At 46.1% G+C, this 17265-nt stretch carries 14 protein-coding genes; 4 read left to right on the forward strand and 10 right to left on the reverse strand.

What is annotated here, in order from left to right; all coding sequences use genetic code 11:
* The first annotated feature begins 121 nt into the window (after nt 1-121).
* The 3 genes from J7I42_RS29830 to J7I42_RS29835 all read left to right on the forward strand — a co-directional run bounded on the left by J7I42_RS29830 (nt 122) and on the right by J7I42_RS29835 (nt 1702).
* The gene (locus J7I42_RS29830) at nt 122-883 is read left to right on the forward strand and encodes an SDR family NAD(P)-dependent oxidoreductase (protein WP_209143191.1); all 762 of its coding nucleotides are present in this window, start codon (nt 122-124) and stop codon (nt 881-883) included.
* A gap of 382 nt (nt 884-1265) precedes the next feature.
* On the forward strand, nt 1266-1529 hold the full coding sequence (locus tag J7I42_RS35785; protein WP_378573069.1) for a DUF6934 family protein: 264 nt from the start codon (nt 1266-1268) through the stop codon (nt 1527-1529).
* Between the two features lie 11 nt (nt 1530-1540).
* Entirely contained in the window at nt 1541-1702 is a 162-nt protein-coding gene (locus J7I42_RS29835; protein ID WP_209143193.1) for a hypothetical protein, read from the forward strand.
* 150 nt (nt 1703-1852) lie between these two features.
* Here J7I42_RS29835 and J7I42_RS29840 read toward each other — a convergent pair whose 3' ends face one another.
* Complete coding sequence (locus J7I42_RS29840) at nt 1853-2917, reverse strand: cytochrome-c peroxidase (protein ID WP_209143195.1); 1065 nt, start codon at nt 2915-2917, stop codon at nt 1853-1855.
* On the reverse strand, nt 2914-3642 hold the full coding sequence (locus J7I42_RS29845) for an MbnP family protein (protein WP_209143197.1): 729 nt from the start codon (nt 3640-3642) through the stop codon (nt 2914-2916). The genes J7I42_RS29840 and J7I42_RS29845 overlap by 4 nt, the downstream gene beginning before the upstream one ends.
* 53 nt (nt 3643-3695) lie before the next feature.
* Here J7I42_RS29845 and J7I42_RS29850 point away from each other — a divergent pair, with 53 nt between their 5' ends.
* Nucleotides 3696-6359, forward strand: coding sequence for a PKD domain-containing protein (locus J7I42_RS29850; RefSeq protein ID WP_209143199.1), 2664 nt, complete (start codon nt 3696-3698; stop codon nt 6357-6359).
* A gap of 10 nt (nt 6360-6369) precedes the next feature.
* Here the strand turns inward: J7I42_RS29850 and J7I42_RS29855 are convergent, their stop codons facing one another.
* From J7I42_RS29855 to nuoG, 8 genes are all read right to left on the reverse strand, one after another.
* Nucleotides 6370-7803, reverse strand: a complete 1434-nt coding sequence (locus tag J7I42_RS29855) for an NADH-quinone oxidoreductase subunit N (protein ID WP_209143201.1) — start codon at nt 7801-7803, stop codon at nt 6370-6372.
* Between the two features lie 317 nt (nt 7804-8120).
* Nucleotides 8121-9581 (reverse strand): complex I subunit 4 family protein, encoded by a 1461-nt coding sequence (locus J7I42_RS29860; RefSeq protein ID WP_209143203.1) that lies wholly within the window; start codon nt 9579-9581, stop codon nt 8121-8123.
* An 11-nt stretch (nt 9582-9592) separates the two neighbouring features.
* Nucleotides 9593-11476 (reverse strand): NADH-quinone oxidoreductase subunit L, encoded by a 1884-nt coding sequence (gene nuoL / locus J7I42_RS29865; RefSeq protein WP_209143205.1) that lies wholly within the window; start codon nt 11474-11476, stop codon nt 9593-9595.
* A gap of 158 nt (nt 11477-11634) precedes the next feature.
* Complete coding sequence (gene nuoK, locus J7I42_RS29870; protein ID WP_209143207.1) at nt 11635-11937, reverse strand: NADH-quinone oxidoreductase subunit NuoK; 303 nt, start codon at nt 11935-11937, stop codon at nt 11635-11637.
* Nucleotides 11930-12526 carry an NADH-quinone oxidoreductase subunit J gene (gene nuoJ / locus J7I42_RS29875; protein ID WP_209143209.1) on the reverse strand — a complete coding sequence of 199 codons (597 nt, stop codon included), beginning with the start codon at nt 12524-12526 and terminating at the stop codon, nt 11930-11932. The genes nuoK and nuoJ overlap by 8 nt, the downstream gene beginning before the upstream one ends.
* Before the next feature lie 161 nt (nt 12527-12687).
* Nucleotides 12688-13203, reverse strand: coding sequence for an NADH-quinone oxidoreductase subunit NuoI (nuoI, locus tag J7I42_RS29880; protein ID WP_209143211.1), 516 nt, complete (start codon nt 13201-13203; stop codon nt 12688-12690).
* Nucleotides 13204-13445: 242 nt separating this feature from the next.
* On the reverse strand, nt 13446-14426 hold the full coding sequence (gene nuoH / locus J7I42_RS29885; RefSeq protein ID WP_317196274.1) for an NADH-quinone oxidoreductase subunit NuoH: 981 nt from the start codon (nt 14424-14426) through the stop codon (nt 13446-13448).
* A gap of 108 nt (nt 14427-14534) precedes the next feature.
* Nucleotides 14535-17246, reverse strand: a complete 2712-nt coding sequence (nuoG, locus tag J7I42_RS29890) for an NADH-quinone oxidoreductase subunit NuoG (protein WP_209143215.1) — start codon at nt 17244-17246, stop codon at nt 14535-14537.
* Nucleotides 17247-17265: the final 19 nt, after the last annotated feature.

The raw sequence follows: 17265 nt of genomic DNA on the forward strand, positions 1-17265 counted from the left end.
TTTGCCTTTCAATCTTAAACAGTCACCATTTTTACTGAAGCAGTCACCATTTTTCCTAAACCAGTCACCACACTAACCACATCATTTGTTGCCAATTTTGTGTAATAAATAAAAACACAATATGTCAACAACAAAAATCGCATTGGTAACCGGCGGTAGCCGTGGCCTGGGAAAAGATATGGCAATCAACCTGGCAAAAAAAGGGATCGATGTTCTTTTAACTTACAATAGCAATGAAGCCGCTGCAACCGAAGTGGTAAGATCCATTGAGGCATTGGGCCGGCAGGCAGCCGCTTTGCAACTCAATATGGCCGATCTAAGATCGTACAAAGCGTTTGTACAACAGGTAGCAACTACATTGCAATCCAAATGGAATACCAACGCTTTCGATTTTCTAATCAATAATGCCGGTATTGGCGGTGGTGTACCTTTTGAAAATGTAACGGAAGAGTTTTTTGATGAATTTTTAAATGTACACTTTAAAGGTGTTTACTTTTTAACGCAACAGTTCGTGCCTTACATCAACAAAGGCGGCCGTATTATAAACATCTCAACCGGCACTACCCGCTTTGCTCATCCTGGCTATTCAGTCTATGCATCCATGAAAGGCGCCATGGAAGTACTGACCAAATACATGGCCAAAGAGTTAGGTACTAAAGGAATTACAGCCAATATTGTAGCGCCAGGCCCCATCATTACCGATTTTAACAATGCTACCATTCGTAACAATCCCAAAATGCAGGAATTCCTCAGCTCATTGTCACCATTAAATCGTGTGGGGGAAGCTGAAGACATCGGTCCGGTAGTAGCATTCTTATGCACCAACGATGCTGCATGGATAAATGGTCAGCGGATTGAAGTGGCAGGTGGAATTAATTTGTAGTTCCAGGTTGAAAGTTGAAAGCTATTTGGCTGCTTCACTTTGTGTGGGGCAGCTTTTTATTTTATAATATCGCCAACTGCAAAGCAGATCACTAAAGACATTAAAGACTTCAACGATTATTTTATTACTAACGTCGTATCACATTTGCTATTCTATACAAACTTGACCTCTATCAAAAAATACAAGCATTTGATAAACTTTGTAAACTGTTTATGTACAATTTTATAATTTTAACAGCAAAGGTAGCTAGTTGCTCGAAGGTGAGTGACTGACTTTAGCATTCTACCGGAAAAGAATATTGACTAGTTATATAGCTAAAAGACGGAGTAGATGAAATATGAAGCTTACACTGACCTTGCCATAACTGATAACTATAGTATTCATAAGCGATAACGGCGATAGAAATAAAATATTAGCTACTGTTGCTAAAGCAGTTGACGACTTTACTGAGAAGTACCCTGATCGGTGGGTAATTTTTAGAGGAAGTACACGTGAAAGGACCAGGTTATATCGAATGGCGGTCGGTATAAATCAAGATGAACTTTCTGCAAAATTTGAGATCTATGTTTACGTGGAAGACCAAATATTACCCTTTGCTAAAAACCTGGAAATCAATGCATTTTTAATTAAAAGGAAAATTTTGTAACTTTATTGCCCATGAAAAAGTCTTTTCAGAAAAAAAGCGACTTATTTAATCAAGTATTTACTTATACTATTGATGAAAACCTCAACAAATTAAAGGGCAAAGTGCTTGCTCCGAAAAAGCTTGCTGAGGCTAATGAATTGCTTAGAAAACTCAAAACACCTTTACCCAAGTAATTCATTTTAGATTGTTATAAATATTTCAAACCGCCCAAAAGGCGGTTTTTTATTTTCCATCTCCCCATTTCACCGATACATCTCACCGGTTTGTCGACACACTCCTATTCTAGGGACCTTGTACCAAACACATCCTGAAAATTCAACGTATCATGTTCCATGCAGGTGCATAGATGGCGGCAATGGCACATTGTCGTCCGGCGCCAGCATTGAGTTCTTTAAAAAACTGGAATCGGTCAACGTTTGCAGAAAAGCGGTCAATTGCCCGATCTCGTAATTCGAGAGCGGCAATTTGTGCTGCAACAAAGAATCGGTCGTTGAGGCAACCGCCATATCCCGCCGGTAATGGTCAAATACATTAAGCAGGGAGAAAAAACGGCCATCATGCCCATAGGGAAAGGTCAGCATAACATTGCGCAATGAGGGCACTTTGAACTTCAATGAATCTTTCGGGTTGCCGGTAATTGTCATTCGTCCATAATCATTCAGGGTCTCATCAACAGGTAAGCCGGTATTACGGTACGACAAATCCGTAAAAAACGGCTCTTTATGACAGGAACTGCATTTCTGTTTAAAGATGTCGTACCCCAGCTGTTCTGCCAATTGGAACGTGGCTTCCCCACGCATTACCTGGTCGTATTTGCTGTTGCTGCTAACCAGCATTAGCATGTATTGACTCAAGGCTTTTGTAAGGCGTTGGGTATTGATGAGCGGGCTTCCAAATGCAGCCCTGAACATTTTGGGATAATCAGCATCCTGTTGCAACTTATGAATAACACCGGCCACTGTTTCGCCCATTTCATTGGGAGCTGTAAACGGCATCAATGGTTGCAGATCGAGGTGCGCAATGCCGCCATCCCACATAAAATCGCTTTGCCAGGCCAGGTTCTGTAAAGCCGGTGCGTTGCGGGTGGTGAGGGAACTGTTTACGCCATGACTGAGGTTGTGCTCAAAGGTTGAAAAAGCGGCAAACTGCTGGTGACAACTTCCACAGGAAATGGTTGAATCAATACTTAACCGTGGATCAAAAAACAATTTTCTTCCCAGAAGAAAACCTTCACGGGTAAGCGGATTGCTGGTGAGATCATATTTCGGTTTGGGCCAGTTTCGGGGCACAACGAAAGATAATGGTGTGGGTGTTTTACCGCCTTCTATCCAGGCAATTCCGAGGAATAGCGCGAACAGTAATCCTGATATGGTGATGATCGCTTTCATGGCGCTACGGAAAACATTGTTGAATAATTGTCGGCCAGTTGCATGGCCAACCGACCGGGTTGATGACAAAGGGGTGATTGTGCAATGTGAATGGCATGCGTTGCATTGAACCATTTCACCAGATCGGCTTCAATGGTAATAACCGGACTGGTGGTATTGAGTAGATCCAATTTAATTTTTCTACTGGCATTGTAAGGCGGCCTGAATCCGCCTGCATCCCAGTTTACCAGGTGTGCAGGGGCGTGCGATGAGTCGCTTTTACCTTCCAGTCTGGCAAAGATGTAACCGCTGTTCCAGGTCCAGAACATTCCATTGAGCGGATCAAGCGAACCAGTTTGCACCCCGCTGATGTTCAGGACACTGTCGACCCCGATCACAAAGGAAAGCGATTGCGGAGCAGTTACAGGGGTTGTAAATACTAATGTTTTTGAATGTGGGTCCGATTCATCTATCAGAAAGGTCTTATCAGAAAGGGCTGTTTCTTTTTGATCACTTCCCGCGATGCTAAGATGTGAAATATAATACTTGAAGCGGGTGATGATTATCGGCTCTCCAAATGGGTTAGTATACGTTTCATTAAACAGCTGCAACTCGCGGTCACCCATTTTATGTTTGAATATAATAGTAACAGGACGCGATGAATGTGTTTCAAAACTGATCAAAGGCAACAATGCCAGCCATATCAACAACGGGAATCGGAATAACTGTTTAGTGATGGAATTCATTTAAAATAATTACAACACTAAATTATACCAAATAGTGAATGAACAAATCTTTTATGAATAATATATCAGTACAAACCCTAAGAAAACCCTTACTGATCCTGTATTTTATGATGTGCCTGTTATTACTTACTCAACCAGCTGAAGCCAACCACGTAAAAGGCGGGTATATTGAATATAAGTACAATGGCGTTGGCGCCTCCGCCGGGACTTCTAATTATACCATCACTGTAACCGTTTTCTTCAGCTGTTCCACCAATGGTCCGAAAGAATCTGTATACCTGGGGATATACAACGCAGGCACCAACGCATTGGCTGCAAGCAAATCAATCAGCTACTCCAGTGTTAAAACCGTTTCGAAAACCAGTTACAGCCCATGTATGAGTAACCCGCCCAGTATCTGTTACGAGATCCGCACCTTTGTATACACGCTTGATCTGGCAGACATTTCTGCCGGTTATATTCTGGCGGTGCAGGATGCCTTGCGGGTAAGTGGCATTATAAACATTAGCGGCTCCGGCAATTCCGGCATTACCATCACCGCTATGATACCTGGCACTATCAACAGTGTAGATTATCATAAGAATAATAGCCCGAATTTTCTTTTTCTAGATACCGCCATCGTTTGTTACAATGGCAATTTTAGTTATCCATTCAAGGCCACAGATGTTGATGGCGATTCCCTCTCCTATTCTTTTGGGTCAGGATTAAATGTGAGCAATCCAAGCGGACAAACATCCTCCTCTGTACCGGGCAGTCCGCCCTACCCTTTGCTTACCTACACTGCCGGCTATAGTGGCATTTCACCATTGGGCAGTTCAGTCACCATCGATCCCATTACCGGGTTATTATCCGGAACGGCTCCTGGCACTACAGGGGAATATGTAGTGGCCGTGTATGTGAAAGAGTGGCGCAATGGCATCCTGATCGATTCTATAAAAAAAGAATTGCAGATCTACGTTTACAACTGTACGTTGTCGGCTGCCAGTCTGAAATCCAATTACACCAACTGCGACAACTACACTTTTAATTTTCAGAACGAATCTATCGCCTCCAATATCACTTCTTATACCTGGGACTTTGGTGTTCCAGGTATTACTACGGATGTAAGCACAGCCGCTACGCCTACCTATACTTATCCAACGGCGGGTACCTATACAACCAAACTGAAAGTAAGCAATTCGTTGGGATGTACCGATTCGGCCACAGCCACGGTGAAAGTTTATCCGGGTTTCACCCCTGGCTTTAATTCTACTGGCAGTTGTTACCAGACGCCGTTTCAATTTACCGATGCCACTGTTGCCCAGTATGGAACGGTAAATAGCTGGATCTGGAATTTTGGCGAACCTACTTCCGCTACCAATACTTCTACTATCAATAGCCCCACACATACCTTTGCCAGCTCGGGTAATTATACCGTTTCGCTTACTGTAGGAAGCAGCGTTGGCTGTAGTGGTTCTATCAATAAAACAGTCACAGCCAATGACAAACCCAATTTAACATTGCCATTTACCGATACCTTGATCTGTACCATCGATACCTTGCCGCTGATTGCCAATGCTACCGGTACCGGCATCACTTATAGCTGGTCGCCCAGTGACAAAATGCTCTACGCCAATACCGCCAATCCGCTGGTGTGGCCCAAAGACACGACCGTTTATACAGTTACGGTAACACAAAATACCTGCGTCACTACCGGTTCCATAACCGTTAACACGCTCGATTTTATTACCGTACAACTGCCGGCCGATACAACCGTTTGTAAAACCGATAGCTTTACATTAAACCCCGTAAGTTATGCATTGGGTTATTCCTGGTCGCCAGCAACCGGGCTCAGCAGTACCACTACCAAATACCCGAGGGCGTATGCCGACAATGATATCACTTACCATGTATTGGCTAACCTGGGTAAATGTCAGGACCAATCTTCCATGCATGTGAAAGTGGTACCGTATCCGCAGGCATATGCCGGAGCAGATACAACCATTTGCTACGACAATACCGCTCAACTCAATGCCACCATGATGGCGGCTTATTTCCACTGGTCGCCAATTAGTACGCTTACTAATTCAGGCACCCTGTCGCCCATTGCACACCCCCACGCCAGTACGCCCTATATCATTACGGTGACTGATACCCTGGGTTGTCCCAAACCGGTTTCAGACACCGTATTTGTATTTGTAACTCCCAAGATCGTTGTATATGCCGGCAACGATACGGCCGTTGTATCCGGACAGCCATTACAACTGAATGCCCATGCCAACACCGGCATTACATTTAATTACCAATGGGACCCGGGCTCCTGGCTGAACGATCCAACCATATTCAATCCCATAGCCACGTTTCCATCGAGCGTAGATTCCATTACATATGTAATAACGGCATCTACTAAAGACGGTTGTTATGGCACCGATGCGTTCACGGTAAAAGTATTTAAAACCAATGCAGATATATTCATGCCGAATGCATTCTCGCCAAACGGTGACGGAAAAAATGAGGTGTTTAAACCAGTATTGGTAGGTATTTCAAAACTGACCATATTCAGCATTTACAATCGTTGGGGACAACTGGTATACACCACTTCGCAACATGGCAAAGGATGGGATGGCACCATTCATGGCCAGAAGCAGGACCCTGGCACCTATGTTTATATGGTTTCGGGGACTGACTACCAGGGCAAAACAGTTACGAAGAAAGGGGCATTTACATTAGTCAGGTAGGACCAGTTACTTAGAAGCTAAGGAAAGTTCTAACATTCTCTACTATAAACCCCGGGTACACACCCAGCCAGCCTAATAAACACATTAACACTACCAGCGAGGCATAGGTGGCTGCATAAAAGAAAGGATGTAATGTCCTTTCTTTTACCGGTGTTAATGGTGGTGATGCAAACAGTGTACTGATGATACGCAGGTAATAAAACAACCCAACTACACTGGTCAACACCAGCACAATGGCCAATAACCAATTGTGTTGTTGCACGCCGGTTGTGAGTATAAAAAATTTAGCAGGAAAACCAGCCGTTAACGGAATGCCTGCCAATGACAACAAGGCTACCGTAAAGATCGCCGCCATCAATGGGCTGCGCCAGAACAATCCGCGATAACCGCTCAGATCATCGGCATCCCGACGGGTGGTGGATAATAAAGTAATGATACCAAATGCCGATAACAAGGTAATGGAGTATGCCAGCAAATAGAATACAGCGGCGCCCACGCCGGTATTGCCCGACAAAAACGCCACCAGCAGGTAGCCAAAATGCGCAATGGATGAATAAGCCAGCAGGCGTTTTACATGCTGTTGCATTAACGCCAGTATATTCCCAACAATCATACAGGCAATGGCCATTACAGTAATGATAGTTACGGCCAGTGTATTTTGTTGTAAATGGATGGCATCTGCAAAACGCACCAAAACGGCAAAAACGCCTATCTTCGATACCGTGGCAATAAATGCGGTAACGGGGGCCGGGGCACCCTGGTATACATCAGCTGCCCACAAATGAAATGGCACCAAAGCCAGCTTAAACCCGATAGCCACCAGGATCAACCCAATACCCATAAAAAACAAGATCGACATTCCCTTAGTATCAACAACCCGGGCAATGGCAGAAAATTCCATGCTGCCCGTTTCCATATAGATCAAAGCCATCCCAAACAACAGGAAGGCCGATGACAAGGCCGCCAGCACCAAATATTTCATACCCGCTTCCACCGCATTATTGCGGTTACGCAGATAAGCGATCAATGCATACAGACTTACACTCAACAATTCCAACCCAATAAAAAATGAAACAAAATGCCGGCTGATGGTCAGCACTGCTGAACCCAGGGTGGCCAGAAACAGCAGGATGTAATATTCTTTGGGGTTCTCTTCGCGTTCTTCAAAATAAATGTATGACAGCAGTCCTACTACCAATACTGAAAATATTATAAGACCCGTAAACAAGGCGGCAAACCCATCTACCACCAGTAATGGCGGCACCTGACGCGGCAAGGTATCGCGCACATACCACATGGCAAACACCACTGCACACATCATCACAAATCCCGTTACTTGTATCACGGTATGACTTTGCCTGAATGCAATCAGTAGTATCACTACTATCGCTGCCGCGGCGAGGATAATGAAAGGTGATAAAGCGAGAAATTGTAGGTGTGTCATAGTGTTATTTATTATGAATATGCTGTGCCTGTCGTGAAACGTGAAACGGCAAACGGCAAACCCGGTCCTTCGCTACGCTCAGGTCCGGCAATCGGCAGTCGGCAGTCGGCAGTCGGCAGTCGGCAGTCGGCAGTCGGCAGTCGGCAGTCGGCAGTCGGCAGTCGGCAGTCGGCAGTCGGCAGTCGGCAGTCGGCAGTCGGCAGTCGGCAGTCGGCAATAGCGCTTCGCGCGAAATTCAAAACTCAGAACTTTCAACTGTGAACTTTCAACCGTGAACTTTCAACCGTGAACTTTCAACTGTGAACTTTCAACTTCAACTATAAACGAGCAACCTGTTGTACTACCCCGCTCACTATATCAAATACTGGCTGCGGGTATAAGCCCAAAAACACTATAGCAATGGTAAGGCTGGCCATAATGATCCATTCGCGGGGGCTAACATCAGCTGGGGGTGCGGTTATAGTTTGTATTTGTCCATAAAATACTTTCTGCATAATGCGCAGCGAATACAGGGCTGAGAGCACCAATCCGGCGCTGGCAATAACTGCTAATACCGGACTTACCTCAAATGCCCCCAACAAGATCAGGAACTCGGCAACAAAATTTCCAAGCATCGGCAAACCCAGCGAAGCCATTACAAATACCATTGCCAATGCTCCCATTCGTGGCATGGCCGTCCACAAACCGCCCATTTGATTGATGTCCCTGGTATGCAATCGTTCTTTTAACATGCCAGCCAACACAAACAGCGCGCCTGTACTGACCCCATGTGTAAGCAATTGCATCACCACACCCTGAAGCGCCATTTGCCGGAAAGCAAAAACACCCAACAACACAAACCCCATATGACTGACTGATGTATAAGCAATAAGCCGTTTCAGATCGGTTTGCGCGTAGGCCAGCAACGCGCCATATACAATGCCAACCACGCCCAACAGCATTGCCCACCAGGCTATACTGGCCGATGCATCGGGGAATAAGGGCAAAACAAAGCGGATGATCCCATATGCACCAGTCTTTAATAACAAACCAGCCAGGATCAAACTACCGGCAGTAGGCGCTTCACTATGCGCATCGGGCAACCAGCTGTGCAAAGGCACCATCGGCAGCTTGATCACAAAAGCGATCAAAAAGCCCAACATGATCCAACGCGCAGTAGCACCATTGCCCAGCGTTGTATTTAATAAAGCGAAATAATCAAAAGTATAATTACCGCTGTGCTGCTGGCCGTGGATAAAATACAGGGCAAGGATCGACAGCAGCATCAGCAATCCGCCCGTTTGGGTAAAAATGAAAAACTTATATGCCGCATACCGGCGATTGAAGTCGCCCCAAATGGCAATCAGGAAATACATGGGTACCAGCATTACTTCCCAGAAGAAATAAAAAAGGAAGAGGTCCATGGCGACAAAAACGCCACCAATACCGGCCAGTGTCCATAATAAGTTGAAAAAGAAAAAACCGGTTTTCTCCCTGATCTCATTCCAGGAACAGAGCACTGCCAACACCCCCAGCAAGGAGGTAAGCAGGATCATAATAAAACCCAGTCCATCCATGGCCAGATGAAAGCCGATGCCATAAGCTGGGATCCACTTTACCTGGTAATCGATCAACCAGTTATTACCAGCGCCAACAGCCGGTGTATGTTGGATATACCAAATAATGGGCAGCAGAAAAGCCGCGATCACAGCCACCAGGGCCGTCCACTTACAGGCCAGTTGATTGCGTTGCGCCACCAGCCAGCAGGCAACACCGCCAATAAGCAATATACTTATCATCCAAACCAGTATCATAACAACAATTGAAGCGTGATAATAAACAGGATACCAGCCAGCACACCAACGATATACATCCGCAGGGAGCCATTTTGCGAAACCGAGAACCAGCTGTTCAGTCGCATGCTACCCTGGGCAATGGCGTTGTATAGTTTATCAATAACATCACCTTTATTGATACGGGTTAAAAACAAATATGGTTTTACAAATACATAATTGTACAACTGATCAAACTTCCAGCCGCTGAACAGGAAATCGCGGGTGGCCGACAAACCGGGCGATTGCTGCCAACGAACGCCTGACTTCCCATAATACAACACATAACCCAGATATACGCCCGACAGGGTAACCAAAGCGGCTATGCCCTGGAACAACCATTCGGATGGCTCATTCTCTTTCATCACTGTCTGAGGCAGCACTTGTTGTACCTGATCAGAAAAAAGGGTGAGGTGAAACAGATTGTGCGGCCACTCAATAAAACCGGCTGTTACGGAAAAGAAAGCCAGCACGATCAATGGAATGATCATCCCCTTGTCAGGTTGCTCATGAACAGGAGATCTCATGTCGCCCCAGAACACCACCAGCATCAACCGGGTGCTGTACAAGGCGGTGATAAACGCTCCGGCCAATGCCATTAACCAAAGGACCGGGTTACCACCGGCAGCGCTCCAACTGTACCATAGAATGGCATCCTTGCTATAAAAACCGGCGCTCACCAGTGGCAGTGCGCTCAAAGCAGCAGCGCCGGCTAAAAAAGTAAGAAATACCTCAGGCATTCTTTTACGCAATCCGCCCATCATAAAAATATTGTGTTCATGGTGCAGGGCTTCAATGATCACTCCTGCTGCCAGGAATAACAGGGCTTTAAAAAAAGCATGGGTGAAGAAATGGAAGATGGCTGCGCTCCAGGCACCTACCCCCAGCGCCAGGAACATATATCCTATCTGACTGATGGTGGAGTAAGCTAAAATTCTTTTTATATCGGTTTGCGCCAGTGCGCTGCAACCGGCAACAAACAGGGTGATGGCACCAACGATGGCTACAATGGCCATAGTTACTGGCGACAACTGAAACAATCCATTCATGCGGGCAATTAAATAAACGCCGGCTGTAACCATAGTAGCGGCATGTATTAGCGCACTTACTGGCGATGGACCAGCCATGGCGTCGGGCAACCAGGTTTGTAACGGCAACTGTGCCGATTTACCCATACCACCTACCATTAGTAAAATGGTAATGAGGGTAATACTGGCGCCTCCGCTTACAAAATGTTTGGGCGCCTGTTGCAGTATAGTACCCATATTCAGTGAACCCAGTTCTTTGAACAAGAGGAACAAACCAATCAACAACGCGGTATCACCAATACGCGTGATCAAAAAAGCCTTGTTCGCCGCCCGGCAATTAGAAGGCACATCGTACCAGAACCCAATGAGCAGGTAGCTGCACAATCCAACGCCTTCCCAACCCAGGTACAGCAACACCAGATTATCGGCCATTACCAGTAACAACATAGAACATACAAACAGATTCATACTGGCAAAAAAGCGGGCATAATCGGCATCATGCCGCATAAAGAAAGTAGAATAAATATGAATAAGCGCCCCTACAAAAGTGATAATAAATATAAAGATGAGCGTTAAAGCATCTATCCGTAAACTGAGATCAACCGATAACGTCCCTACCCTGAACCACGACCACAATAATTGCTGCCAGGCGCCTCCCTGTGGTGGAGTTTGCAGAAATGAAACACCCAGCACAATGGTAGTGATCGCCGCTAAGCATACCGTGCCGGCACCTATTATGGCGATAACAGGATTTGTAAGCTTCCTCCCAAACAAGGATAGCAATATGAATCCTAATAATGGAAAAGCCGGTATGTAAGCGAGTAACTGGTTCATATGCCTGGATCTTTGTTCTGAATTCTGAGTTCTTTGTTATTGGAAGACCTGTAAGGTCTGCTTCATTAATCCGCCGGTCAGGATGAAATGCAGACCTGACAGGTCGAATGCATTTGTGGCGACAAATGGTTTCAACCAACTATAGACTTGCAGTTATATCAATCCCTAAGCTCCCTTAACCTATCCACGTCCATCGTCTTATGCTGGTGATAGATCTGCAGCACAAGCGCCAGTCCTACCGACACCTCAGCCGCGGCCATTGCCAGAATGAACAGGAACATTATTTGTCCATCGGGTTGTTGCCATTTTGCCCCCGCGGCCACAAAGGCCATACCGGCTGCATTCAGCATGATCTCAACCGAGATCAACATAAAGATCACGTTCTTGCGGGTGAGCACACCTACCAACCCCAGGGCAAACAATACGGCGGCCACCATCAGTACCATTTGTGCGCTATTCATGTATTGCGGTTTGTTCAGTTGTAACGGTTTCGGTCTTTCGGGTATAGGTTGTTTTTTCTTTGTCTGTATGGCCATTTTGCAGAAAGCGGTGCAGTTCGGTCTTTTTATGTTTACCAATATGCGCTGCACCTACAATGCCAGCCATCAGCAGAAAACCGGTAAGTTCTACAGCAATGATATATTCACCGTATAAGGAAAGCGCCAGTTTACGTGGCTCTACTACGGCAATCTGCATCACCTGTTTATCTTCAGAAAAAAGCAAGATGATCATTTCTATCAGCAACAGCAGTACAAGCGCTGCGGGTATAACCCATACTTTGGGTTTTAACCACTCTTTTTCCTGCTGAGCAGTTTCGCGGCCCAGGTTCAACATCATCACTACAAAAATAAACAGCACTATAATGGCCCCGGCATAGACAATTATTTCCAACGCAGCAACAAATGGGGCACCCAGCGACAAAAACACCATGGATGAGGAGAAAAATGAAACAGCGAGGTACAGCAATGCGTGCACCGGGTGAAACCTTGTGATAACCATTATGGTTGAGACCACTGCTATTATTGATGATATGTAGAATAGAGTTGACAAGTTGATAGTGTTGATAGTGTTGACAAGCGATTCCAGTCAGTTGTGAGTTGTCAGTTGTGAGTAAGCTCGCGACTACTCAGCATTCATAAAAATTTGTTACTTCGCGAATGTACAGCCGTCACAAATAATTGCGAGTCCACTCACCACTCACCATTGACCATTCACGGTAATAAGCTATGCACATCTACTGGCGTTTCTTCATTCACCCCTTCGCCTTTTTTCTTTACACCGGCTTCCAAACCAGCCACCTGATAAAAATTATAACCCGGGTATTTCCCCTGGCTGTTGATCAACAGGTCTTCCTTTTCAAACACCAGGTTCTGCCGGTTGTATTCCCCCATTTCAAAATCAGGGATCAATTGGATGGCATAGGTTGGACATGCATCTTCACAAAAGCCGCAAAAAATACAACGAGAGAAATTGATCCGGAAAAAATCTGGATAGCGACGACCATTCTCATCCTCGGTAGCCTGTAAGGCTATGCAATCGACCGGACAAGCCACTGCACATAGATAGCAACCCACGCACCGTTCGCCGCCATCAGGGTCTTTGGTCAATACAATACGACCCCGGTAACGTGGATGCAGGGCCACTTTCTCTTCGGGATATTCGATCGTTTCCTTTTTACGGAACAGGTGGATGAATACCAACCACATTGTTCTTAAATGACTAAGCATGTTTCCTGATTTTTTAGATTCGCTAATTTATTTGTGAGTTGTCAGTTGTGAGTAGGTTTCCGATTTTTCAGACACCCGACATTTCGCAGCCCACTCACTGCTCATCATTCACTACTCATTCCCTCAGTCCGCCGACTATGCTCAGCAACCTCAAACTCACTCACCACTCACCTCTTCAGCCTGCCGAATATGCTCAGCAATCTCAAACTACAGACACCCACTCACTACTCACCATTCACCACTCACCCTCTCAGCCACAACGCGATCGCTCCGGTTATCAGCACATTGGCCAGTACCAATGGCAATAGGATCTTCCAGCCATAGGACACCAACTGATCGTACCTCGGCCGGGGCAAGGAAGCCCGTAACAAAATGAACAACCCAATAAAGAAAAATAGCTTGATCACAAACCACAACAATGGTGGCAGGAAAGCGGGTCCCAGCCAGCCGCCAAAGAAAAGCGTAACGATCATGGCCGAGATAAGAGTAATGCCCAGGTACTCTCCAATAAAGAACATCCCGAACTTCATACCGGAGTATTCTGCGTGGTAACCGGCGATCAGTTCACTTTCCGCTTCAGGAATATCAAATGGCAGGCGATGCGTTTCTGCCACTCCGGCAATTAAAAAGATGATAAAACCAACTGGTTGTGTTACTACAAACCACAGGTGCTTTTGCGCCATTACAATATCACCCAGGTTAAAAGAACCGGTCAGCATAACCACACCCATTAATGACAAGCCCATAAACACTTCATAGGCTATCATTTGAGAGGCACCGCGCAAAGCGCCCAGCAACGCATATTTATTATTGGAAGCCCAGCCACCCAACACAATACTGTACACCCCTAAGGATGACATGGCCAAAAAGAAGATGATGCCTATATTGAGATCGGCCACTACAATACCAGGCGCAAAAGGTATGATCACAAAACTCAACAGCACACTGCCTACCACAATCGCCGGGGCAGTTATAAAGATCCATTTATCGGCAAACGGCGGTATCCAGTCCTCCTTGAAAAATAACTTAAGCGTATCTGCCAGCACAATCAATATACCCAGTGGTCCTGCACGGTTCGGTCCCAGCCGGTCCTGCCATAAGGCCAACAGGCGGCGTTCCACCCAGATCAATCCGGCTGCAATATTCAGCAACACGAACAATACACCTATTACTATCCATATTTGCTGTGTTGTACTCATGAATAAAAAGTTAATTATAACAATAACTAATTCAGAGTTCCTAGGTTATTGGGTTATTGGGTTAAGACTCGCGATAACTTACGAACTTAATAACTTACTAACTTAAGAACCTAATAACTAAATAACCGGCTATTACCTATTCCCCTTCATAATAATAACATAGGCATTCCAGTTCGGTACAGCCATTCCATGTAATCCGGCCGGGATGAGCACCAATCCATTGGGAAGGGAGCTATCTGCCTTAACCGGTAAATCCCAGTTCTGCTCAAATACTTTTATTGTTACTACATGCTCATTGGTCAAACCATGCCGGGCCATATCACTTGCAGACATTGCTACATAGGTCTCAGGGCTCAACTCCCGAACGCCCTTTGAATACGCACTTAATTCTTCTGATCCCAACACATGGTATTGCGGAAATAACAACCACCGATCGTTGCGTATCATAAAAGCTTCCGGTATATCCTTAAAATAAACCGGTACAGCATGCGGGTTATATTTAAATAAATGAATACCCGCCTGTTCATTTTTTAAAGAACCACCAGGTTCCTGTTGGTATTTATTCACTGCCTGTATGGAATTCCAACCCGGCGACCAGAAGAATGGGATCAGGGGTGATGGTGGCATACCGGAATACCCTTCCATAGTAAAAGTGAATGGGGAATCATTATCCTGTTTAGGTTTAGGTTCACTCACTGCCAGGTTCGACAACATAGCTGTACGACCGCTGTAACGGTGTGGTTCACGTGGCAGCGCCTGTCCGTTTATCCGAAAATCATGATGAGGTGCCGATGCGGAAATACCGGCAAACTGCGGCAACAACTGTTCAGCCTGCTTTAATACATCCTCGGGATGAAGCTCCCCTTCATTTAATACCCCGGTGCGGAGTGCCTGCAATTTCAACAACCACTTCCAGCTTTCCTGTATGGTGGCCTGTCCGGGCATAAACACCCGAAAGAACCGTTGTGCCCTGCCTTCATAATTCACCAGGGTACCATCGCCTTCGGCAAACGTAGCTGCGGGCATCAGGATATCTGCCTGTTGTGTAGTAAGGTTATTCAATGAATCGAGCACGATGCAATGCTGCACACTATTAAAGAACAGATCGGCTACCATGGCGGGCGCGTTCCGGTACAGATCATTCTCCAATATAATAGCGGTTATATTCTTTTCGCGGGTGGCCCGTAAAACGGCAGTCTCAAAACTGGGCGCCTGCATCATGGCCAATCCCATACTGTTGCACTCCGGCATTACATAAGCCAGGCGTACTTCCTTGTCAGGCGTTTTACAGGCAACGGCAATATCGTAGGCAGCGCGGATCAACGCCTCGTTATAGCAGCTGGTACCGCTGATGATCACCGGCCGTTTTGCCTGTTGTAAAAACACCGCGATATCAATAACCTCGGCCAGGGTATCTTCATCCACAAGCACCCGCGGCAGTGAGCCATTCAACTGGTGCGCAACCGCAAATCCCAACCGGGCAAGATCATCGGGTGCATTATGAGCTATACAGCTGCTTATTTCATCAATTGGCGAAGCCGTGATGGTACAATTGGCCAGGAATCCTTTTTCTTCCTGTACCAGTTCTTGAACAGCTGCATCGTGCCAGGTGGGTATACCCGTATTATGTTTCAATGCATGATGCGCTGCTGTTTTCAGCACGCTTTGGCGTACAGCCAGGGCCATAACGGGGGCCGTGTTCCAGATATCTTCTCCCAGGATCAGGATAGCATCTGCCTGTTGTATATCCTGCAGCGAAGCAGTCTTAACCACACCGGTTTGCAGCACTTCCACGATCCGCTTTTCAATAAACCTCACATTATCACTGACACCCTGGTAAAAATTCTCCTTACCTACCAGTTGCATCAATGCCACATTGCTTTCAATGGAAGCGCGTGGTGACCCAATACCAATAAGGGTATGATCGGTCATTAACTTTCTCATGTGACCCATCAATGTAGTTTCATCTACTGCCTCCACCGCCTGATTACGGATAAGCGGTTGTGTGATCCGGTTCTCACTATTTACAAACTCATACCCAAACCGGCCGCGGTCGCACAGGAAATAACCATTCACCTGACTGTTAAAGCGATTGGTGATGCAACGCAATTGCCCATACCGTTCGCCCGCGATGGTATTACAACCCAGACTACAATGCTGGCAAACCGAAGGCGCTGTAGTGAGGTCCCATTTGCGGGTATAATGTTCGCGTAAAGTCTTGTCGGTAAATACACCGGTTGGACAAATTTCCGCCAGGTTACCACTGAAGGGGCTTTGCAACACCCCGTCCTGCTCACGGCCAAAATATACATGATTGTGTGCCGCAAATACATTCAGGTCCTTGCCACCGGCATAGTCATGATAATAGCGTACACAACGATAGCACTGAATGCATCGGTTCATTTCATGATGAATGAACGGCCCCAGGTATTGATTGTTATAGGTGCGTTTTTTAAAATGATAGCGGCGATAATCGTGCCCCGTCATTACCGTCATATCCTGCAGATGACAACTACCTCCTTCATCACAAACAGGGCAATCATGCGGGTGGTTGGTCATGAGCCATTCGATCACCTGGCTGCGAAATGCCTGGGCGGCTTTATCTGCCACCGATACCCGCAAACCGTCTTTTATATTCTCCATGCAACTCATCATCAGCTTGCCATGGGTATCATGCTCATCTTTATAAACCTTTACCGCGCATTGCCGGCAGGCGCCCACACTACCCAATGCCGGATGCCAGCAGAAATAGGGCAGATCGATCCCAAGTCCCAGACAGGCCTCCAGCAGGTTCTTCCCTTGCTTTACTTCGTAGCTTTTGTTATCTATAACGATTGTAGACATATATAGTAACCTTTTCTTT

Source organism: Niastella soli, from assembly GCF_017742245.1.
GTDB classification, from domain to species: Bacteria; Bacteroidota; Bacteroidia; order Chitinophagales; family Chitinophagaceae; genus Niastella; species Niastella soli.

What these genes read in the sequence shown, in the direction of transcription:
- J7I42_RS29850 (WP_209143199.1), top strand. Translation starts at nt 3,696, where the DNA reads ATGAATAATATATCAGTACAAACCCTAAGAAAACCCTTACTGATCCTG.
- J7I42_RS29860 (WP_209143203.1), bottom strand. Translation starts at nt 9,581, where the DNA reads ATGATAAGTATATTGCTTATTGGCGGTGTTGCCTGCTGGCTGGTGGCG.
- nuoG (WP_209143215.1), bottom strand. Translation starts at nt 17,246, where the DNA reads ATGTCTACAATCGTTATAGATAACAAAAGCTACGAAGTAAAGCAAGGG.
- nuoI (WP_209143211.1), bottom strand. Translation starts at nt 13,203, where the DNA reads ATGCTTAGTCATTTAAGAACAATGTGGTTGGTATTCATCCACCTGTTC.
- J7I42_RS29855 (WP_209143201.1), bottom strand. Translation starts at nt 7,803, where the DNA reads ATGACACACCTACAATTTCTCGCTTTATCACCTTTCATTATCCTCGCC.
- J7I42_RS29845 (WP_209143197.1), bottom strand. Translation starts at nt 3,642, where the DNA reads ATGAATTCCATCACTAAACAGTTATTCCGATTCCCGTTGTTGATATGG.
- J7I42_RS29840 (WP_209143195.1), bottom strand. Translation starts at nt 2,917, where the DNA reads ATGAAAGCGATCATCACCATATCAGGATTACTGTTCGCGCTATTCCTC.
- J7I42_RS29835 (WP_209143193.1), top strand. Translation starts at nt 1,541, where the DNA reads ATGAAAAAGTCTTTTCAGAAAAAAAGCGACTTATTTAATCAAGTATTT.
- nuoL (WP_209143205.1), bottom strand. Translation starts at nt 11,476, where the DNA reads ATGAACCAGTTACTCGCTTACATACCGGCTTTTCCATTATTAGGATTC.
- nuoK (WP_209143207.1), bottom strand. Translation starts at nt 11,937, where the DNA reads ATGAATAGCGCACAAATGGTACTGATGGTGGCCGCCGTATTGTTTGCC.
- J7I42_RS29830 (WP_209143191.1), top strand. Translation starts at nt 122, where the DNA reads ATGTCAACAACAAAAATCGCATTGGTAACCGGCGGTAGCCGTGGCCTG.